The sequence below is a fragment of the Kaistella flava (ex Peng et al. 2021) genome (assembly GCF_015191005.1).
Lineage (GTDB): Bacteria > Bacteroidota > Bacteroidia > Flavobacteriales > Weeksellaceae > Kaistella > Kaistella flava.
The window spans coordinates 2518917-2540403 of sequence record NZ_CP040442.1 but is presented as its reverse complement, the minus strand read 5'-3'; the positions used below and the strand labels follow the sequence as shown (position 1 = coordinate 2540403).

Here is a 21487-nt window from a genome sequence, read left to right as displayed (position 1 = left end):
TTAAAATGAATATCAAAAATATCAAAACAAAACAATATTTTTTGTTACTGGTGGTTGCTGCTTTCACTGTCACCAGCTGTAATAGAGATAATATTATAGAACTGACTCCTTACAATCAGATTAGTGAGGATATAGCTTTCAGTTCGAAGGAGAATATCATACTCTCAGTTAATGGGATGTATCAGGCTGCCACAATTGGTCAGTATAATAACGCAAACCCTTCCTCGGCGGGTAGAGGATATCCTTTTGGCGCAGCGTACTTTCAGCAAAATGACATGCGTGGTGAAGATATGGTGAATACTGCCTCTTTCTACGCGGTGACTTACACTGGAACTTGGGATCCTTCTGGATCATTAAACACTGTATATTATTGGGTAGATACCTATAGACTTGTTAACCGTGCCAATCTTGTGATTGAAGGAGTTAATAAAGCAATAGCGAATGGAGTGATTTCCGCAACAGAAGGAAATGACTATGTGGGGCAAGCTTTATTTTTTAGAGCCTTCAGTCATTATGAGTTGTTGAATTTTTTCGCAAGACCATACAAACATACTGCAGATGCTTCTCATTTGGGAGTTCCTTATCGATTGAAACCGAGTAACTCGCTGACAACCATCGAAGAGAATGCAAGTCTTCCGAGAGGAACTGTAGCAGCAAACTACACTCAGCTTTTGGCAGATTTAGATCAGGCAGAGAGCTTGATGACATCTAAGACAACTAGAACCCCTAAGAATGCAATTGTTTACGTTGCTAAAGAAGCAGCAATTGCTTTAAAAACTCGCGTGTATTTAAGCAAGGGCGATTATCCTAAAGTTATTACAGAAGCTAATAAGCTGAATGGGCTTTACACATTAGAATCAGATCCTAATGCTCCGTTTGCCAAAAATTATACAAATACTGAAAGTATTTTCTCTCTTGAAAATTCCGCAACTAATAACCCAGATGTAAATGGTGCTTTAGCTTCTATGTATAATGGCAGAAGTTTAATAGCAATTAGTCCTATCATTTGGAATCAACCAACATGGTTAGCTACAGACAAGAGAAGGTCTGCAAATATGGTTAGAAGTGCGGCTGGTGTATTGTTTACGAATAAATATAAAGATACCGGAACACTTACAGATGCTTCGCCACTTCTAAGATATTCTGAGGTTCTTTTGAATAGAGCAGAGGCTAAGGCAAGAACTGGAGATGTTACTTATTTAGCAGATTTAAATACTGTAAGAAACAGATCTTTAGTTGCACCTGCTACTGAGCAATACGCCTCGTTTGCAACACCTGCAGATGCTGTTAATGCAATCTTGATGGAACGGAGAGTAGAGTTTTTAGCAGAAGGTCTTCGTTGGAATACTATTCACAGATTGCAGCAAGATAATCTTACCCCTACCTCAGGAATTCCGATGAAATATAGAAACGGACAGAATCCTACAGCATCAGATTATCAAATTGGAGTTCCATACGTATATAAACCTACAGATGTACCCGCTATTCCTTATAGTGATCACAGATATGTCTGGCCGATCCCAACATTGGAAACAAGTGCTAATCCAGTTTTAGCTGCACAGCAAAATCCTGGATATTAATTAAGTTAGATTTTAATCATAAACATCAAATATTTTTTTCAAAATGAAACCGTCAGAAATGGCGGTTTTTTCTGTATAGTAAAGTCTTCTTTGTTTGGGTCTGCTTATATCGAATATTAAATATTGAAAAAAGTTCACTTTATGTTTTTTGCTATTACTTTTTGAATTTTAACAATTAAAATTCAATTAATTAAAAAATCTGTTTAATTAATCTCATTAGTCATGCTTAAAGCCTTATTGATAATGCATTTTTTGAATTTTTTGAAAGCCTTTACCAATTTGTTATTGTTAAATTAAATTAACATATTTGCGGGTATAATATTAAAAAAGTGTTAATATGAATATTAAATTAAGAGTGTTAACTGTAGGTGTTCTGTTCTTTACAGGCCAAGCAGTAATGGCGCAGAAAGACTCAACCAAGGTTAAGGATATCGAAGAGGTAGTTCTTGTTGGTTATGGTGCGCAAAAAAAGTCAGATGTTACAGGTGCAATTGCAACCGTAAAGGCAGATGTTTTACAAGAACAACCTGTTGCTTCTGTTGAGCAGGCTCTTCAAGGAAAGGCTTCTGGAGTTCAAGTTGTAAGTACAGGTGGTAGAGCTGGTAATAATACCAAAATTAGTATTAGAGGAAATGGATCACTAAGTGCTTCCAATAATCCTTTATATATTATAGATGGTGTTCCTCAGGAAAACTTAGGGAATTTATCTTCTGAAGATATTGTAAGCATGCAAATCTTGAAAGATGCGGCGTCAAGCGCAATTTATGGATCACGTGCATCTAACGGTGTTGTTATTGTAGAAACCAAGTCTGGGAAATATAATAGTAAACCGTCAGTAACTTTCAATACTTCTTATGGTATTCAGGAAATTATTAAAAGACCTGATTTATTAAATGGAGATCAGTACAAACAAGTTCATGATGTTGCAAGACAGAATTACTTGAATGATATTGCTAGTGGAACATTGGCTTATCCTGCTGCTGGTTCTCCAGGTGAATTGGCTTTAAATAATCCAATGGCTGCAACAGGGATTAATACCAATTGGTTGGATCAAGTTCTGAGAACAGGAGCAATTACGAATAATCAATTAGGTTTTACAGCGGGTAATGAAAACTCGAAAGTGTATTTGTCAATTTCAAATGTAAGTCAAGAAGGTATTATCAACAAAGATGATTACCAAGTGACGAGATTAAGATTGAATGTTGAGCAAAAGATGACTGATAAATTTAAAATCGGCATTAATTCATATTATACTCAGTCAGAAGCAACACCAATTGCTGATGATAATAACACGTACCAGCCTTATAGCAATGCAATTAACGCAGCACCTAATAAAGCAGTATATGGAGCTGATGGTAAAATCAACAGGAATATGAGTACCAATAACCCATTATTTGCTTTTGAAAGAGATGTAACTGATAAATGGCAGAGAGTTGGAGCTAATTTTTTTGTAATTTATAATCCAATCAAAGATTTAACTTTAAAAACCTCCATTAGTGGGAATCTTAATATAAATAGATACAACAGATTCGATGCACCCAATACTAGAAGAGGTGAAAAGGCTGGAGTTCCATGGGGTTACGGTTATTATAGTACAGAAAACAACAGAGATTATTTAATTGAAAATACAGCAACATATAACAAAAAATTTGTTGATGGTAAATTGAATGTAAATATTGTTGCTGGACAATCATTCCAGAATTGGCAATATGAAGACTCTTTTGTGCAAGGTGAAAACTTTCCATCTAATGACTTGAAATGGTTAGTTTCTGCAGCTACGATAAATAATGGTCGATCATATATGAATGAAATGTCATTGGCATCATTCTTTGGTAGAGCACAATTTAACTGGGATAACAGATATAACTTAATGCTATCAACAAGATATGATGGTTCTTCAAAATTCACACAAGACAATCGATGGGGGAATTTCCCAGCAGCATCTATTGGTTGGACGGTTTCTAATGAATCATTCTTCAATGTTCCTGTAATTAATGAACTTAAGTTTAGAGCTTCTTATGGTTTTACTGGTAATCAAACAGGAATTCCGTTCTCAGCTGGTTTAAATTTAATTAGTGCTGGAGAAAATCATAACCAAAATCCAGGAATGGCTGTTACAGATTTATTTGATCCAACCAGAAAATGGGAGAAAGGAGAATCTATGGACGCAGGTATGGATTTATCAATGTTCAATAGAAGAGTTAACTTGAATGTTGATGTTTATAACAAAACAACCAATGACCTTTTATATAGAATACCAGTGAACCAAGAAACAGGTTATCTTAATATGCTGACCAATGTTGGTTCTATCAATAATAAAGGAATTGAGGTTACTTTAGATACAAAATTGATCAAAGCAGATAAGTTCAGTTGGGATTTTGGAGCCAATTTCTCCTATAATAAAAATGTTGTAGAGACAATTGGTACCAAATCAGGACAGTTTACTACTGGGTTTGCCTCTATTGTAAAAGAAGGTGAGTCTTTAGGATCATTCTATTTACTTGAAGCTGTAGGTGTTGCAAGTGAAAAGTACGAGTATAAAGATAAAACTGGAAAAGTAACGAAAGTTGTTCAAGCTGGAGATATGATTTACAGAGATATCAATGGTGATGGTATAATTGATTCCAATGACAGACAAGTATTTAGCGGAGGTATTGCGCCAATGTATGGTGGTATTAGCACCAGAATATCTTATGGTATGATTGATTTATCTGCGAACGCACAATATTCTATTGGGAAAAAAGTGTACGCAATGTATAAAGAAAAACAAGTAGGAGGTGCTGCAGTAGGATATCCATCATTTTCTGAGAACATGCTTGGTGAACAAATGAATTACTGGACTCCAGAAAACATGGATACTAACGTGCCAAGACCTCACTATGCGAGTGTAATTTCTGCTTGGAATAATCAAAGATCAACTAGGTTCCTAGAAGATGCAGATTATCTTAGAATTACAGATATTACTTTAGGGGTGAATCTTCCTAAAGAGCAATTAGGATTTATTAAATCAATGAGAATTTATGCTCAAGTTAGAAATCCATTTACATTTACTAAATATTCAGGTGTTGATCCAGAAACTTATTATGTAGATCAGGCAGTTAAGGGTAGTCAAAATTCAGCAGATACGACTAAAATTTCATCTGGTGTAGACTCAAATGGTATTCCTAACGTAAAAATATACAGTTTAGGAATGAATATTAACTTCTAAGAATTAAAAACAATGAAAAAACTAAGTATATTATTATTGGCATGTGGTCTATTTTTAACCTCATGTAATAGAGCACTAGAAGCGGAATCTGTTGCGTCACTTGATGCAAATTCACCGCTTTCGACAGGGGATGTTGACAAATTGTTGACAGGAGCTTACAAAAGAATTATGGAGCCAAGTGGTTATCCTTATTTCAGCATTATGGCTACTGAAGTGATGGCTGATAACTACAAACCAGTTAAATTTCAATTCATTCAGCTTCAGTATTTATTCGAACATGTAGTACCTCCGGGAGATATCTTGTTAAGTTATTATTACAAAGATTTCTATACCGCGATCTCAAGAGCGAATACTATTATTAAAGTACCTTCTGCTTCAGCTACACAAATTGGTAAAGCGAAATATGTACGAGCACTTTCGTACCTTAGACTTTATGACTTATATGAAGGAGTTCCTCTTGTTGATGAAAATACGGTTCCAGGACCTATTGCAGCGAGTTCAGGTGCTCAAGTATTAGATTTTATTATTGCTGATTTGAAAGCAGCAAAAGGAAGTATTGAGCCATTCAACGCATCTAATGCTTCTTTAGTTCAGTTAACACCAACCAAGGAGGCTGCTCAAGCTCTTTTGGCAAGGGTTCTAAGAATGAAAGGAGATATTAATGCTGCGGGTATAGAAGCTGAAGAGCTTATTAATAGCGGGAAATTTAGTATTGCTAATAATCCTAGTAATAATGATTCTGAAGTAATTCTAAAATTTGCTGGTAACAGAGCTGAAGAAAACGGATCTTGGGGATGGATCATGAGTTATGATGCTAAAACATGGAACTGTTTCGCAGCGGCTGATGATTTATTGGCTTTATTGGGAACAAATGATACAAGAAAGACTTTGTTTGATATCGCGGAAGCGCCTGCAACAGGAGGTTTTACTTTTTCAAACAAATATAGTCCTAATGATGATTCTGATCTCTTGATTTCTAGAATTCCAGAAATGTATTTAATTTCTGCAGAAGCAGGAAATACAGCAAGATTAACAGAATTGCAAAGTATCCGTAAATCAAACCTTTCATTAGATAACGAAAGAAGACTTGAATTATCTTTCGAATGGGTAAGATGGGAAGACTTGAAACTTAAAGGTGAAAAATATAAATTACCTTTCCCTCAAGGAGCAATGGATGCAAATGATTTATTGCATTAATTTTAAATGATTGATTTAATATTACTAATCAGGATAGAATTTTTTCTATCCTGATTTTTTTTAATCTTAATTAATGAAGAAAAAATCCGAATTCTTTAAATTCCCAAAAAACACCACAGAATTCACCACAAAATTTTCCTTAGATCAACCAGAATTTGAGAAATTTCTTAAAGTCAATAAACTAAGTTTTTCTAAAGAAGGAGATATGATTAAAATGATCGAATTTCTTAACAAGTAAATTTTTATATAAAATTGATAAACCACGCTTTTTGAGCGTGGTTTTTTTTTGTGTCAGTTGAAGATTCATTAATGTTTTCAAATGATAATTATTAAGTTATAAAATAGTTTTTATTTAGATTCTGAAATTTTTTTTGTAAAGGTATCCAGTAATTCCCTTTTGATAGCATGGTTTTAACAAACATTAAGAAATGCTAAAATTGTCATTTTGGAAACAATATCGCTCTATTGTCACGCTTTCATTAATGAAATAAAAAAAACATTATCATTTTTTGAATAAAATTTGCATTTGTTAAAAAATATTAACATATTTGCCGCATTAAAATATTAAAGTGTGTTAATATGAATGTAAAATTACGAGTTTTAACTATTGGCGTATTGTTCTTTGCAGGACATACGGTAATGGCTCAAAAAGCAAAGCGCGACACCACTACTAAAGTCAAAGATATTGATGAAGTAATTCTTGTCGGCGGAATTAAATTAGATCCTGCTCAAAAAGTAGGTGCTTATAATGTTGTATCCAAGGCGGCTTTCGAATCAACACCGTTTTCATCAGTTGATGATGTACTGAACGGTAGAGTTGCGGGGCTTAACTTTTCATCTGCGAGTGGAGATCCGGGATCATCAAATATGGTGACCATTAGAGGGGTGAGTTCTCTTATTGGTACGCCCAATCCATTGTATGTTATTGATGGAGTAGTTGTAGGAAAAGGTTCAGATAATGCTTCATATATGGAGTCTTGGAATCCTCTTTCTGCAATCGACCCGAATGCTATAGAATCAGTTTCTGTTTTGAAAGACGCTTCTGCAACGGCGCTTTATGGGTCTAGAGGAGCGAATGGGGTAATCTTAATTACAACTAAAAAAGGAAAATACAACCAAAAAACAAGATTCGAGTTTTCTAGTGAAACTGGTGTTCAGGATCGTGCTTTCGATAAGTTAAAGCTAATGAATGCTGATGAATACATTAAATACGGAGGTATTTTGATGTGGAATAGCCAGACACAATTAGGAACCACTTTTACGGATCTAAAAGGAGCAACTGATTTCTTCCTTGAGAACTACGAGCCACAATATGATGGTACACAAAATACAGATTGGATAAAGGCAGTAACCAGAACTTCTTCTGTGGTAGAAACTTATAATTTTGGTGTTTCCGGTGGTGCAAGCAATACTTCTTATAGAATTGGAGGTTCTTACTACAAGAACAGTCCACTAGTTAAAACTTCAGGTTTTGACCGTTTGAGTATTAATACAGCGCTTGATCATAAAGCATCCGATAAAATTAAGTTTGGTTTAAACTTAAACTATTCGAATATTAAGAGACAAACCTATTTCGGAGGTAGAGCGTCGGCAAACCCGGTGACTTCCTCTATCATGATTTCTCCTTTACGTACCGTTTATAATGCGGACGGTTCTTATAACCAAGACTTGGGAGAAGGTTCACCTACTCCAGGTTTTAACCCGGTGTCAATCTTAGAAGAAACCAGCCAGAACTCAACCATTAATACTTTTATTGGTTCAGTAAATATGGATTATCAGTTTGCTAAAAACTTTTACTTCAATTCATTATATGGGATGCAGGCGCAGTTCATTAAAGAGATACAATCTGTTTTAGCAGGTCACCCTGTTTATACCATTATGTCAGCAGAGCAAGGGTTCTTAGGTGACGCCAGAAGTACAATTTTTGATTGGAACTGGTCGAACACGGTTTCTTACCGTAATGTTTTCGGAGGAAGACACAATGTTCAAGCTTATGCAGGGATGGAATATCAAGACCATACTTACAATAACTTAAATGTGTTGACTTTTTCAATGAATGACCCAAGACCTTACTTCGGTTTTTCTGACACGCAAATTGCAGGAAATACTGATTTGCAATGGCGTCAAATTTCATATTTCGGTAGATTAAATTATACCTTAGATAGTAAATATACTTTGTCTGGTCAGTTAAGACGAGATGGTAACTCAACTTTAGGAGATAAAAAGTGGGGGAATTTCTGGTCTGTAGGTGGCTCTTGGAATGTAATGAATGAAAGCTTTATTCCAGATGCGTTTTCTTCTTTAACGTTGAGAGCGAGTTATGGAGTTTTAGGAAACATTCCTTATGCTGACCAGTGGGGTCCACAATATAGTAAATTCGCAACTTTAGGATATAACTCACAAATCGGTTGGGGTGACAACGGCGGTTATGGAGGGATTACTTCTCCAGGAAATACAGCGTTAGAGTGGGAGCAATCTTCCCATTTAGATGTTGGTACTGATTTCGGCTTTTTCAATGACCGCTTGAAATTTACTTTAGACTATTATGATAAGTTAACTGAGAAAGCGATTTTTAAAGAGTTTCCTGCTAAAGAAGCTGGTGGACCGTCAGAATACTACGCCAATGTAGGAAATATCAGAAACCGTGGATTTGAAGTGGTTATCGATGCGGTACCTGTTAGAACAGATAGTTTTTCTTGGAATATTAATGCCAATGGTGCATACGGAAAATCGATGGTAGAAAAATTAAATGTGCCACTTGTGCAATTTAAAGGAGAAACTTCTGATGGAAGCAATGAATTAGTCGCCTTAGCACCAGGACATTTATTAGGAGAGTACTATACCTATCTTTGGGCAGGTGTCGCAAAAGTAGATGATGCCGCAAATGGTATTAAAGCAGGTGATGGATTGTGGTTTACAGATGGTACAAAAAGCGCTGTAACAAATGATAAACTAAAAGCTACCGAAGCTTGGATAGGTAAAAATGCCTTTCCTACTTACAATGTGGGATTAACCAATGAGTTCAAGTATAAAAACCTTTCATTAAGTTTTTTAATCACGGGTCAGTTTGACTTTATGGTGCAGAATGGAGTCCGTTCTTATACCCAACATGATGGTCGGTTCATAACTCGGAACCAAATTACGGATGCACTTTATAACAGCTGGACGGATGCACCTGGTGCCGAGAATTACAATGCAGATGGTCCAAAAGCAGTTATTGGTAACCCAAGTAGTTCACGTTTAGAATCTTCCCGTTTCTTAAGCAAAGGAGATCACATCAGATTGAAAGAAATGAAAATCGCCTATTCTTTCGGAGAATTATTTAAAAACTCAACAGGAATTAACAATTTGACTATTTACGCAAGAGGAACAAACTTATTCACCCATGTATTTGATAAGAATTTGAACTACGATCCTGAATCGACTTCAAATTCATGGTCTTGGATTGGTAAAGGAAGATATTGGTATGCTTCTCCAGTGTTGAGAACAGTATCAATGGGTGTTCAAATTGGTTTCTAACAAAAAAAAATTTAAAATGAAAAAGTATTTTTTAATTATATCAAGCTTTTTACTCTTCTTTGCTCACAATTCATGCAGCGAAAGAGACTTGGATTTATTTCCACCCGATCAGGATGAAATTACTGATATTAATTCAGAAGCTAAAATGCAAATGCTGCTCAATGGTGCTTATTTGTCTGTTAGTGCTTCTAACGTTTATGGTACCGACGTAATGTTGTTTGGTGATCTTATGGGAGACAAATTATTTGTGTCCAATACTAATCCTTCTTATCTTAATACCTTTAATTACAATTATAATTCGTCTCAAAGCGATTTCGGATTTTATGGTACATTGTATAATGTTATTATGAACTGTAATTTGGTCATCAATAATACAGCGGTAGCTAGTAATGCTAACGTAAATAGAATTAAAGGAGAGGCCAAGATTATCAGAGGATTAGCCTATTTTACTTTAGTTAATTATTATTCACCAACCCCAACATCAGGAGTGAATCAAGACTATGGAGTACCATTGGTGCTTTCTGATTATGATGTGAAAGTTAAACCTGCCAGAGCAACGGTTCCTCAGGTTTATGACCAGATTATTGCCGATTTGAAAGCTGGGGTGAATTCAGCTAGTGACAGCCCTTCGAAAAAAGTAATCCTAAGTAAGACCGCAGCAAAATTACTGTTGTCAAGAGTTTATTTAACAAGAAGAGCAGCAGGTGATTCACAACTGGCATTAGACTATGCTACTGATATTGTATTTAATTCGCCATCGACTTTTGCGAAAATTAATGCTACAGCTTTAACTAAACCGTATAATTCAACCAGTGCTTCTATGTATGAACAGTATTTTTCGGGAAGTAATGAAGATGAATTAACTGGTAGTGAGACCTATAAAGATACTCTTCGTGCTTATACGCTTCCAGGTGCTGAAAATCATCCTGAAACTATTTGGGAATTAGATTTAAACATTAATTCCAATAGGGAGACAGGAATTGGTTCTAACATTTCTTTACCAGGTTACTATCATAGAACTGATTCTAGAAAATGCATGTTGTTTAATCAAACTTTTTATAACAGTTTCCCTGCAACAGATGTAAGAAGAGGTACTAATGCTACAGGATTATTAACGAATACTTCTGCTCCAAAAACGGATACGCCAGGAGGATACTGGACTAATAAATATCCGAGATTTACAAAAGAGGGTAATTATTTTAGAAATATTAAAGTACTTCGATTTGCAGAAGCACAATTGAACAGAATTGAAGCATTGTTCTTAACTGGTCAAAATGCTCAGGCACTTACAGAATTGAATGCATTTGCAGCTTCAAGAAAAGGATCTCTTTATACAGGAACCGATTTATTAAAGGATATCTTAACTGAAAAAGGGAAAGAATTCTATGGCGAAGGTCAGAGGTTTTTGGACTTGAAAAGAAACAATTTATCGATGGTTAGACCATCTAACTGTTCTGTAAATTGTACGGTAACTCCAGATAATAAGTTATTTGTTTTACCAATGTCTCAAGGAGCGTTGAATTCAAATAAAAACTTAAAACAATATCCAGGATATAACTAAAATATCTTTAGGTAATAATCAAAGGGCTGTAATCATCAAAATTACAGTCCTTTTTTATTTCACCATATTTCTTACATTTGTACACCAAACAAATAGAATGAGATTCATCCTTTTCTGCATATTTCTTTTTAGTTATAACCTTAATGCACAGATTGTCAACAAAACTGACTCTAACCGTGTAAAACCTGGCGATACTTTAGTCGTTGATTCCGGTTTCAAAGATTCACTGAAAATTTTTAAACCTACCATTTACGATTATACCTACAGAACCCAGTTTTCTGAAAAGAAAATCTTTGATACCGCTTTTACCCACGACAAAACTTTTATATTTTCTCAATATAACAACCGTGATAATTTTGGAAAAATTCAGTTTGCCAATGTAGGTTCTGGATTTAATCCCTTAGTATTTGAAGTGGATACCGAACAAAATTTGTCTTTGCTTCCAACCAATAAATCTTATTTTATTAGAGGAATTAAGGATGTCAATTACTACGATGTAAAAACACCAACAACGGCTTTTATTTATCACAATTCAGCACGAAATGGAGCGGTGCTGCAATCGACGTACACGCAGAATATTGGTAAAGAATTCAACTTCGCGGTAGAATATACCGGACTTCGTTCGCAAGGTCATTATCTCAACTCTTTGGCGTCAAATAATGAAGTGCTGTTCTCTGGACATTATCTTTCTAAAAACGGAAAATACGAAGCCTTCGCTCACTTTGTTCATGATAATGTAAACAATCAGGAAAACGGTGGAATCGCCGATGTTAATCTATTTCTGAACGGAAATTCTGATTTTAACAATCGGGAAAATTTACAGGTCAATCTGAATAATTCTAATTCTCAGTTTGCTTACAGACGCTATTATTTCTCACAGGAATTTAAACCTTTTGCCTCCGAAAAGTTTCCGTTTAAAATCCGTCATACTATTTTTAATCAGACCAATAAATATTACTATAATCAAGGTTCGCCAGAGCGGTATTATTTTACCGATGCTTCAGAACTATATGATTATCCGGCCTCTTCAAAAAAATATTCCAAGAATTTAAGCAATACCGTAAGTATCCTTTTTGATAAAAAAAATTTCAAATTAGATGCAGGAGTTCGACACCAATTAATCAAGTTGGGAGTTGGTACGCCTTTTCCAACTGCTTTAAATTTCCCTCAAGAACTTTCTGAAAACAGAATTGGCGCTGTTGGAAATCTCCTTATTAAACTTTGGGATAAAGTAGAATTAAACTCCAACTTAGAATTTTCCAGCGGAAAACAATTTGGCAGTTTTGTCCGTTCTCAAAACTTATTGAGATTCGAACCGATACCGGATTATTTCGTCAATGCAAAAGTGAATTTCCAGTCGGCGTCACCGAGTTTCAATTTGTTGTTAAATCCTTCCGTTTATAAAAACTTTAATTATTATTTCGCAGATCCCAAAAACCAAAGTATTACCGAAATTGGTGGTGACGTAAATTTGAAATGGTTCAAAAGTAGCGTGTTTGCGAATTATTTCAGAATAGATAATTACACTTATTTGGATTTTAAAGCACTTCCACAACAGAGTTCTTCTTCGGTGAATATTTCACAAATCGGTGGCGAAGCAACGTTCTCTTATGGTAATTTTCATCTGAATCCAAAAGTGCTTTTCCAATCTGCTATCGGAAATAAAGATCTTTTGCCAATGCCTAATTTTGTTGGAAGAGCCAATCTTTTTTATCAAACAAAAGCCTTTAAAAACGCAGCCGAAATTCAAACCGGAATTAAAATCTATTACTTTTCAAAGTTCGCTTCTCGTGAATTTTCGCCAGCGTTAAACGAATTTATTCTACCAAACGCAAATTCTTATTCAATTGGTGGACAACCAATTGCTGATATTTATTTTAATATGAAAGTGAAAAGAATGTTTTTCTTCGTTGAAGCACAACATTTTAATACAACCTTGATGAAGAATAAATCCTTCACGGCACCCTATTATCCGCTGTATGATTTCCGTTTGAACTTGGGAATTGTTTGGTATCTTTTTAGTTAATCAAGTTTCGAAGGTGAATAAAAAATCGATCACAATCAATTCTTTTTGGCCTTTGCTAAGTGAAATCGAAGATTCGACGAAGTCAAACGCCTTTGCGCCCTTAAAAAGCGGTTTAAAAATATTCGAATTGGAGAATTCCCTTTGCGTCTTTGCGTTAAAAAAAAGCATTATAAAAATTAGTAAGAAAATCAGATTATTTTGAAAAAACTAACCAACATCCCTTTTTTAGAAATTGAAAGCATTCCTTTGCTCATCAAAGATTTTCTGACTCAAAAAATTACGGGTTTCGAATCCCAGTTTTTTAACTTAGAAAATATTGAAAAGCAGTTTCTACAAAAAGAAAAATCTTTTTCTTCAGACAAAAGGAAAGTGCTTTGTGAAGTTTTACAAAATCAATATTCAGATTTTCCACAGTCAGAAAATCAACAATCTAATCTTAAAAATTTAGCATTAGAAAACACTTTCACCGTAACGACTGGACATCAATTAAACCTTTTTACCGGACCTGTTTTCTTTATTTATAAAATTTTGCAAACCATTAAATTGGCGGAATTTTTAAACGGAAAATTTCCAGCAAAGAATTTTGTTCCTTTATTTTGGTTGGCTTCTGAAGATCATGATTTTGAGGAAATCAATCATTTTAAAACGGAAAATAATTATTACGAAACCAAAGCCAAATCTGGTGGCGCAGTTGGCAGAATAAAAGTGGAAGACGATTTCTTCATTTCTCAGTTTGAAGAAGAATTTAAAGATTCTGTTTTCGGAACTGAATTAATCTTATTATTAAAACGTGCTTACAAAAATGGAAATACGCTTTCGCAAGCAACCAGAATTATCGTTCATGAACTTTTTGCTGATTACGGTTTAATCGTCCTCGACGGTGATGAAGCAAAATTGAAATCAGAAATGAAATCAGTTTTCAAAGACGAATTACTGAATCAGGATTTATTTGAAACCACTCAGGAAACCGTTCATTTTTTAACTGAGAAATACGGAAAGGTTCAGGTTAATCCTCGTGAGATAAATTTGTTTTACCTTTCAGAAACACGTGATAGAATTGCCTTTGAAGATAATCAATACATTATCGTTGATCAAGAGAAATCTTTTAGCCAGGAAGAAATTTTAGCCGAATTAGAAAATCATCCCGAAAGATTTAGTCCGAATGCGTTAATGCGTCCGGTTTATCAGGAAACGATTTTGCCGAATATCACTTACATTGGCGGCAATGCCGAAATCATGTATTGGTTGGAACTGAAAAATTATTTTGAAAAACTCAATCTTCCTTTTCCTATTTTGATTCCAAGAAATTCGATGTTAATGATTTCTGAAAAAACGGTTACTAAAACGAAGGACTTAGGTTTAGAAATTAATGATTTTTTCAAAAATTTCGCCGTAGTTACGAATGATCTTTTACTGAATAATAATGAAATTCTTCCTTTATTAAATCAACAGGAAACTCAATTAAAAGAACAATTCATCAATTTAAAAGCAAAAGCAGAATTGACGGAAAAAACCTTTGGCAATTTAGTGGAAGGAGAACAAACCCGACAGTTGAAATCTTTTGACCGCATGAGAAAAAGATTACTTCGCGCCGAGAAAATCAAACAAAGTGAAAAACTGGAACGTTTGGAAAACTTATTTCAAAAGATTCATCCGGGAAATACCTGGCAAGAAAGAAATTATAACTTCTCCGTGTTTTACTCGGACTTCGGCCAGGAGTGGCTTCATACTTGTTACGAGGAATTGGAGGTTGAAAACTCCGAATTAATAATTTTTACTATTTAATTTTAAAGCAGTATTTTTGTAAATATTTATCTAAAAGATGATCAAAAAGTTTCTTATTACAGCTGGTATAACAGCAATTGCAGGTTTGTCTGCCCAAAAAACCCATACGGTGGAAAAGGGCGATAATCCCTATAATATCGCAAAAAGATACGGAATGACCGTTGATGATTTGGTGAAATTAAATCCAAATTCTAAAGACGGAAAAGTATCAATCGGCGAGGTTTTGCTGGTTAATAAATTGGCTTCTAATACGGGTTCAGCACAGCCAAAAGCTAATTCATCTTCTGCTAAAGTGGGGAAGATTATTCTAAAACCAAAGCAAACGATTTACGGAATTACCAAGCAATATCAGATTTCAGAAACTGAACTTAGAGCGTTAAATCCTGAATTGGATTCGCACATGAAGATTGGTGATGAAGTAACTTTGCCATTAGCAAGTATTCAAAAATTTGGTGGTGATCAGCAAGTTGTCGCGGCCAATAAACCGGTTGAGACTTTTACGCCGACCGAGACTGTTAAAACAGTTTCGCAACCAGAACCTACTAAGACTGTAACAGCTGTTGCTGATGAAAATTCATACACCGTTCAGGCAAAAGACAATTACTATAAACTGTCTCGTAAATTTAATTTAAATCAAAAGGAACTTTTTGCTCTGAACCCAGGTTTAGAAGAGAAAGGTTTGCAAGTCGGTGATATCATTCAGGTAAAAGGAAAAGGTTCCGTAGAAGAAACGAAAGCTGATCCAATTGCGACGACTGTTTCTCAAACCACTTCTACGCCAACTTATTCTACAACTTCGGTTGCTGATGATTATGTGACTTATACGGTTCAGGATGGCGACACGGTTTTCGGAATTTTAAATAAATTCGGAATTACTTTAGACGATTTACTTTCTTTAAATCCGAATCTTTCGCAAGGTTTAAAATCCGGAATGGTTTTGAAAATTAAAAAATTAGATTCGGCTTATGTTAAAAAATCTGGCGATGCGCTGAACGTCGTAATCATGCTTCCGTTTGGTTTTGACAGCAACGATTCTAAATACAGAACATTGTCTCTTGATTTCCTTGCTGGTGCAAAATTAGCAATTGAACGAAATACAAAAAGTGGTAAAAATCTTGACATTAAAGTAATTGATGCCGGGAATGAAAAAAGTTTTAAAAACTCTTTAACTCAAATTAATAAGGACAACACGGATTTAATTATTGGTCCATTTTTTAAATCAAGTGTTTTAGAAGTTCTGGATTATGTGAAAACAAGCAAAATCCCAGTAGTAGCACCTTTTGCTAATTCCGATGATTTGTTAGGTTACCAAAATTTAATCATTATTGAAACCAATGATTTTATTTACGCAGACCGTATTGTGAAAGAAGTAAAAGATGCGTTCTCTGATCAAAAGATTTATATTGTTGCTGATGCAGATCAAACCTATGCGAAATATTTAGAAACCAATCTTAAAAAGAATTTAAAAAACGCAAATGTTATTCTGGTAAAATCAGCTTCAGATATTCAGCCTGATCAAAATATGATGACTGGTAAACCTGCTCCAGTTATTGCAATTTTAGCAAATAAAAGTGATGATGCTGGCGATGCGTTTGCCAACAGAATGATTGCGCTTTCTAAAGAAGTGGACGGATTAAAAGCATTCAGCATGTACTATTCTCCAATTTTCGAGAAAAAAGTAGATGAATTAAGCCAGAGTAATTTGGTTTATTTAATGGATAGAAAAATTGATACGGAAGGAAGTTTCGAAAAAGAAATTCTGGAAGCATACAAAAAGAAATATTGTAAAGCACCTTCAAAATATGCGGTTATCGGTTTCGATGTAGTCAATGATATGTTGAGTCGTGAGAATAAGAAAGGAGAGATTTTCAAACAAATGAATAAAGTGCAAACACAGTTGGCAACCAAGTTCGAATTTGAAAAAACAAAATCCGGAGCTTACGTCAACAAAGGATACAGAGTGGTTCGTTTGATTCCTAATTAAAAAGAAAACACACTTGATGAACCTTATTTTTTAATTCTAATTTATCAGTAAATAATTATATGAAAGCACTTGTATTTCCTGGACAAGGTTCACAATATGTCGGGATGGGGAAAGAATTGTACGAATCCCGTAAAGACATTAAAGACTTAATGGATTCAGCTAATCAAATTTTAGGTTTCGATATTCTTTCGATCATGTTTAATGGCTCAGAAGAAGATTTGAAAAAAACAGAAGTTACACAACCCGCGATTTTTATCTACTCAGTAGCGGCATTAAAAGCAGCATTGAATGGAGTTGCGCCAGAAATGGTTGCAGGACATTCTTTAGGTGAGTTTTCAGCTTTGGTTGCAAACGGAGTTTTAACTTTTGAAGATGGTTTGAAATTGGTTTCTACGCGTGCAAAAGCAATGCAAGAAGCATGTGATGCTAATCCAAGTTCGATGGCGGCAATCCTTGGACTTGCTGATGATGTAGTAGAAAGAATCTGTGAAGAAACTCCCGGAATCGTAGTTCCTGCCAATTACAACTGTCCTGGACAATTGGTAATTTCTGGTGAAACTGCAGCGGTAGAATTGGCTTGCCAAAACATGAAAGATGCTGGTGCAAAACGTGCTTTAATGCTTCCTGTAAATGGTGCATTTCACTCACCTTTGATGCAACCTGCTCAAGAGAAGTTAGCAGCAGCAATTCACAATACCAAGTTTTATAAACCTACAATGCCGGTTTACCAAAACATTACGACTACAGCAGTTACCGATCCTGAAGAGATTAAATTGAATTTGATTGCACAATTAACTGGTCCTGTAAAATGGACGCAATCTGTGCAAAATATGATTCAGAAAGGAGCGACTTCTTTTGTAGAAGTAGGTCCTGGAAAAACTTTACAAGGTTTGATCAAAAAAATTAATAATACCGTAGAAGTTTCTTCTGCAATTTAATAAAATACGAGAATGATTTTTTCCCACGGAAAATTATTGCTCACGTCTGAATATGTCGTCTTAGATGGCGCCTTGGCTCTTGCTCTTCCTACAAAATGGGGGCAAGAGTTTTTTGTTTCAGACCATGCCGACGGCAAGTCTTTAGTCAATTGGACTGCGCTTCATAAAGGAAAATCTTGGTTAAATGCAACGATTGATTATCGAACTGGAAAAGTAGTTTCAACCAACATTCCTGAATCTGCAGCATTTATTTTAAAAGTTTTAATGAAAGTGAAAGAAGTTTCTGCGATTCAATTGAAGCAGGATTCTTCTTATTCAATAACGACTGATTTACAGTTTCCAGCGAATTTCGGTTTGGGAAGCAGTTCTACTTTAATGAATAATTTGGCGCAGTGGGCAGCAATCGACGCTTTCGAGTTGAATGAAACTTGTTTGGGCGGAAGCGGTTATGATATCGCCGTTGCACAAGAACAATCAGCAATTCTTTATCAAAATCAACCTGAAAGAATTGTTCACAAAATAGATTTTAATCCTAGTTATACTAAGGACTTAATTTTCATTCATCTTAATCAAAAACAAAACAGCCGGGAAGGAATTAACCTTTATCGCTCGAAAGAAAAATCACCTGAACTCATCGAAGAGTTTTCGGGGATTACGAGACGTGTTTTAGAAGTTCAAAATTTAGAATGTTTTTCTGAATTAATGACGCTCCACGAAAATAAATTAAGTGATTTCCTCGGCATTGAAACCGTAAAAGAAAAACATTTCGAAAACTGTCCTTCTTTTGTTAAAAGCTTAGGTGCTTGGGGAGGTGATTTTGTAATGAGTTCTAAGTTTTCGGGGTATGAGGACTATTTTTCGGGAAAGGGTTTTTCCACTGTTTTTACCTATCAAGATTTAATTTACTGATAACTAGTTGTTTATCGATTTTGGAATTTCTTGCAGATTCTGATGAATATCATTATTTTTAAAACCTAGTTAATACTTAATAATTATTAAATTTGTTTTCTAATAAAAAATTCAGAAATATAAAGACGTTATGAAGAACATTAAAATCATTCAGCAACTGCACGACCTAGGAATTACTGGTTATGAAGAAGTATCTTACAATCCGACCTATGAAGAATTGTTTGTTGCGGAAATGTCCAGCAAAAACGCAGGTTTTGAAAAAGGAGCGGTAACTGAATCTGGTGCTGTAGCTGTAAAAACTGGTGTATTCACAGGACGTTCTCCAAAGGATCGTTTCATCGTAAAAGATGACGTGAGCAAAGACACTATTCACTGGGATGGTAAAGTAAATTTACCAACTACACCTGAGATTTTTGAAAGCTGCAAGCAGTTGGTTTTAAAACAATTATCTTCTTCAAAAAAAATATATGTTGTTGACGCATTCTGCGGAACCAATCCTGATACAAGACTTAAAGTTCGTTTCATTATGGAGGTTGCGTGGCAAGCGCATTTCGTTACGAATATGTTCATCCGTCCTTCTAATTTTGAATTGGAAAGTTTCGGTGAGCCAGATTTCATCGTAATGAACGGCTCCAAAACCACTAATCCAAACTGGAAAGAGCAAGGATTAAATTCTGAAAATTTTGTAATGTTTAACCTTACAGAAAAAATGCAGATCATCGGTGGAACTTGGTACGGTGGCGAAATGAAGAAAGGAATGTTCGCGATGATGAACTATTACCTTCCATTAAAAGGAATGGCTTCCATGCACTGTTCTGCAAACGTAGGTGAGGATGGAGATGTTGCTTTATTCTTCGGTCTTTCCGGAACTGGTAAAACGACTCTTTCTGCAGATCCCAAAAGATATTTAATCGGTGACGATGAGCACGGTTGGGATAACAACGGAGTTTTCAATTTTGAAGGTGGTTGTTATGCAAAAGTAATCGACCTTTCAGAAGAAAAAGAACCGGATATTTTCAAAGCAATCAGAAGAGATTCATTGTTAGAAAATGTGGTTGTTAATGAATATGGTGAAGCAGATTATACTGATAATTCAATTACTGAAAACACCAGAGTTTCTTACCCAATCTATCATATCAGCAAAATTGTATTGCCTTCAAAAGCAGGACACGCCAGCAAAATCGTTTATTTATCAGCAGATGCATTTGGAGTATTGCCTCCGGTTTCTATTCTTGATGAAGACCAGGCACAATATCATTTCCTTTGTGGGTATACTTCTAAATTAGCAGGTACAGAAAGAGGAATTACAGAACCAGAACCATCATTCTCTCCAGCGTTTGGTGAAGCGTTTTTAACGTTACACCCAACCATGTATTCTAAAACCCTAATCGGGAAAATGAAAGAGCACGGTGCAAAAGCTTATTTGGTAAACACTGGTTGGAACGGAACAGGAAAAAGAATTTCTTTGAAAGACACACGTGCAATCATCGATGCGATTATTGATGGATCAATTGACACTGCAGAGAAAACAACAATCCCTGTAATGAACTTAGAAATCCCGACAGCATTACCAAATGTTTCAGAAGGAATCCTGGATCCAAGATCAACTTATGCAAGCGCTTCTGACTGGGAAGTTAAAGCAAAAGATTTAGCAGCACGTTATATCAAAAACTTCGAACAGTATTGCGATAACGATGAAGCGAAAAGATTAGTAGCAGCAGGACCGCAATTATAAGAATTGTAGGTTTTAAATATAGATTCCCTTAACTTTTGTTGAGGGAATTTTTTTATGAATTCTAGAGATAAGAATTGAAATTAGGAACGCTAATGTGAGGTGCTTTTTATATCTTTAATTTTATATTACTATACTTAATAAACATTAAATATGAAAAACTTTTTACTTTCAACATTTACTTGTGTGCTCCTCGCATCTTGCAGCTCTTCTGCAAACCTTTCTGATTCTTCAACCAATCAATCCACAGATTCAACTTATGGCTTTACCGAAAAAAAGCCCATTAAAGTTGGAGGTGGAGAAGGCGGACCCCTTAGTGAAAGAAAATATTTGAACTCCCTTATCGGACCAAATGGTGAATCGGTGACCTTTAATAGAATTGGTAGTTGTTGTTTTTTTAAGTCGAGCAGTAGCCCAATGGGAGGTGGATTGCTAGATAAATTTGCGGTTACTTACGAAGGAAAAAAAGATACCGTTGTTTTGTATTTGAATATGTATGAAAAGGGCAAATTGCTTGCACCGGTCGGATTCAAAATGAAATGAGTTTTGCGATGATCAAAAAAACAATACCAACAGATCGATCAATTGCCTGGATTTCTTTAGTTCCTCAACTTCTATTGATGGCATTCCTTTTTGGTATCTTTTATATATTGAAAGTAAAAGAACCTTTTGTTTTTGTAGGTTTTACCTATTTACTATTATCTTTTGGTCTCAAGAAGATTTTCCTGAAAAATCATAATAAAGGAATTGTTCTGACAAAAGAAGGAAAAGATATGGAAGCAATCGCTTCCTTTAAAAAAAGTGCCAGTTTCTTTTCGAAGTATTCTTGGATAGATCGTTATCGGTACATCACTTTATTGGGTTCAAGTAAATATTCTTACAGGGAAATGGCATTGATCAATATTGCTTTCTGTTACGTGCAATTAGGTGAAATAGAAAAGGCGAAAGAATACTATCAAAATATTTTACGAGAATATCCAGGCAACAACTTGGCAAAGCAATATTTACTTAAGCTTAATTCTCCTCAAGCGTAAATAATTTGTAACAC

At 35.1% G+C, this 21487-nt stretch carries 14 protein-coding genes; all 14 read left to right on the top strand.

Going from position 1 to position 21487, the window contains the following annotated elements; genetic code table 11:
• The first annotated feature begins 5 nt into the window (after window positions 1-5).
• The 14 genes from Q73A0000_RS11250 to Q73A0000_RS11185 all read left to right on the top strand — a co-directional run bounded on the left by Q73A0000_RS11250 (window position 6) and on the right by Q73A0000_RS11185 (window position 21473).
• On the top strand, window positions 6-1580 hold the full coding sequence (locus tag Q73A0000_RS11250; RefSeq protein WP_193811035.1) for a RagB/SusD family nutrient uptake outer membrane protein: 1575 nt from the start codon (window positions 6-8) through the stop codon (window positions 1578-1580).
• A 337-nt stretch (window positions 1581-1917) separates the two neighbouring features.
• Entirely contained in the window at window positions 1918-4788 is a 2871-nt protein-coding gene (locus tag Q73A0000_RS11245; protein ID WP_193811034.1) for a SusC/RagA family TonB-linked outer membrane protein, read from the top strand.
• Between the two features lie 12 nt (window positions 4789-4800).
• A complete protein-coding gene (locus Q73A0000_RS11240) occupies window positions 4801-5985 on the top strand; it encodes a RagB/SusD family nutrient uptake outer membrane protein (protein WP_193811033.1) in 1185 nt (394 codons plus the stop codon).
• A 73-nt stretch (window positions 5986-6058) separates the two neighbouring features.
• Entirely contained in the window at window positions 6059-6223 is a 165-nt protein-coding gene (locus Q73A0000_RS11235) for a hypothetical protein (protein WP_193811032.1), read from the top strand.
• Between the two features lie 341 nt (window positions 6224-6564).
• The gene (locus Q73A0000_RS11230) at window positions 6565-9504 is read left to right on the top strand and encodes a SusC/RagA family TonB-linked outer membrane protein (RefSeq protein ID WP_193811031.1); all 2940 of its coding nucleotides are present in this window, start codon (window positions 6565-6567) and stop codon (window positions 9502-9504) included.
• Window positions 9505-9520: 16 nt separating this feature from the next.
• Window positions 9521-11065 (top strand): RagB/SusD family nutrient uptake outer membrane protein, encoded by a 1545-nt coding sequence (locus tag Q73A0000_RS11225; protein ID WP_193811030.1) that lies wholly within the window; start codon window positions 9521-9523, stop codon window positions 11063-11065.
• Between the two features lie 97 nt (window positions 11066-11162).
• Window positions 11163-13091: a putative porin gene (locus Q73A0000_RS11220; protein WP_193811029.1), complete on the top strand. Its 1929-nt coding sequence runs from the start codon at window positions 11163-11165 to the stop codon at window positions 13089-13091.
• Window positions 13092-13289: 198 nt separating this feature from the next.
• Window positions 13290-14876, top strand: coding sequence for a bacillithiol biosynthesis cysteine-adding enzyme BshC (gene bshC / locus Q73A0000_RS11215; protein WP_193811028.1), 1587 nt, complete (start codon window positions 13290-13292; stop codon window positions 14874-14876).
• Between the two features lie 37 nt (window positions 14877-14913).
• The gene (locus tag Q73A0000_RS11210) at window positions 14914-16860 is read left to right on the top strand and encodes a LysM peptidoglycan-binding domain-containing protein (protein WP_193811027.1); all 1947 of its coding nucleotides are present in this window, start codon (window positions 14914-14916) and stop codon (window positions 16858-16860) included.
• A gap of 59 nt (window positions 16861-16919) precedes the next feature.
• The gene (fabD, locus tag Q73A0000_RS11205; RefSeq protein ID WP_193811026.1) at window positions 16920-17798 is read left to right on the top strand and encodes an ACP S-malonyltransferase; all 879 of its coding nucleotides are present in this window, start codon (window positions 16920-16922) and stop codon (window positions 17796-17798) included.
• Window positions 17799-17810: 12 nt separating this feature from the next.
• Entirely contained in the window at window positions 17811-18707 is an 897-nt protein-coding gene (locus tag Q73A0000_RS11200) for a GYDIA family GHMP kinase (RefSeq protein WP_193811025.1), read from the top strand.
• A gap of 130 nt (window positions 18708-18837) precedes the next feature.
• Window positions 18838-20442: a phosphoenolpyruvate carboxykinase (ATP) gene (pckA, locus tag Q73A0000_RS11195; protein WP_193811024.1), complete on the top strand. Its 1605-nt coding sequence runs from the start codon at window positions 18838-18840 to the stop codon at window positions 20440-20442.
• Window positions 20443-20592: 150 nt separating this feature from the next.
• Complete coding sequence (locus Q73A0000_RS11190; RefSeq protein ID WP_244140733.1) at window positions 20593-20982, top strand: 2-dehydro-3-deoxyphosphooctonate aldolase; 390 nt, start codon at window positions 20593-20595, stop codon at window positions 20980-20982.
• Window positions 20983-20990: 8 nt separating this feature from the next.
• Window positions 20991-21473, top strand: coding sequence for a tetratricopeptide repeat protein (locus tag Q73A0000_RS11185; protein WP_193811023.1), 483 nt, complete (start codon window positions 20991-20993; stop codon window positions 21471-21473).
• Window positions 21474-21487: the final 14 nt, after the last annotated feature.

Bases quoted from the DNA above. Each gene is read 5' to 3' on its own strand.
- Q73A0000_RS11250 (WP_193811035.1), top strand. From the start codon at position 6: ATGAATATCAAAAATATCAAAACAAAACAATATTTTTTGTTACTGGTG.
- Q73A0000_RS11245 (WP_193811034.1), top strand. From the start codon at position 1,918: ATGAATATTAAATTAAGAGTGTTAACTGTAGGTGTTCTGTTCTTTACA.
- Q73A0000_RS11240 (WP_193811033.1), top strand. From the start codon at position 4,801: ATGAAAAAACTAAGTATATTATTATTGGCATGTGGTCTATTTTTAACC.
- Q73A0000_RS11235 (WP_193811032.1), top strand. From the start codon at position 6,059: ATGAAGAAAAAATCCGAATTCTTTAAATTCCCAAAAAACACCACAGAA.
- Q73A0000_RS11230 (WP_193811031.1), top strand. From the start codon at position 6,565: ATGAATGTAAAATTACGAGTTTTAACTATTGGCGTATTGTTCTTTGCA.
- Q73A0000_RS11225 (WP_193811030.1), top strand. From the start codon at position 9,521: ATGAAAAAGTATTTTTTAATTATATCAAGCTTTTTACTCTTCTTTGCT.
- Q73A0000_RS11220 (WP_193811029.1), top strand. From the start codon at position 11,163: ATGAGATTCATCCTTTTCTGCATATTTCTTTTTAGTTATAACCTTAAT.
- Q73A0000_RS11210 (WP_193811027.1), top strand. From the start codon at position 14,914: ATGATCAAAAAGTTTCTTATTACAGCTGGTATAACAGCAATTGCAGGT.
- fabD (WP_193811026.1), top strand. From the start codon at position 16,920: ATGAAAGCACTTGTATTTCCTGGACAAGGTTCACAATATGTCGGGATG.
- Q73A0000_RS11200 (WP_193811025.1), top strand. From the start codon at position 17,811: ATGATTTTTTCCCACGGAAAATTATTGCTCACGTCTGAATATGTCGTC.
- pckA (WP_193811024.1), top strand. From the start codon at position 18,838: ATGAAGAACATTAAAATCATTCAGCAACTGCACGACCTAGGAATTACT.
- Q73A0000_RS11190 (WP_244140733.1), top strand. From the start codon at position 20,593: ATGAAAAACTTTTTACTTTCAACATTTACTTGTGTGCTCCTCGCATCT.
- Q73A0000_RS11185 (WP_193811023.1), top strand. From the start codon at position 20,991: ATGATCAAAAAAACAATACCAACAGATCGATCAATTGCCTGGATTTCT.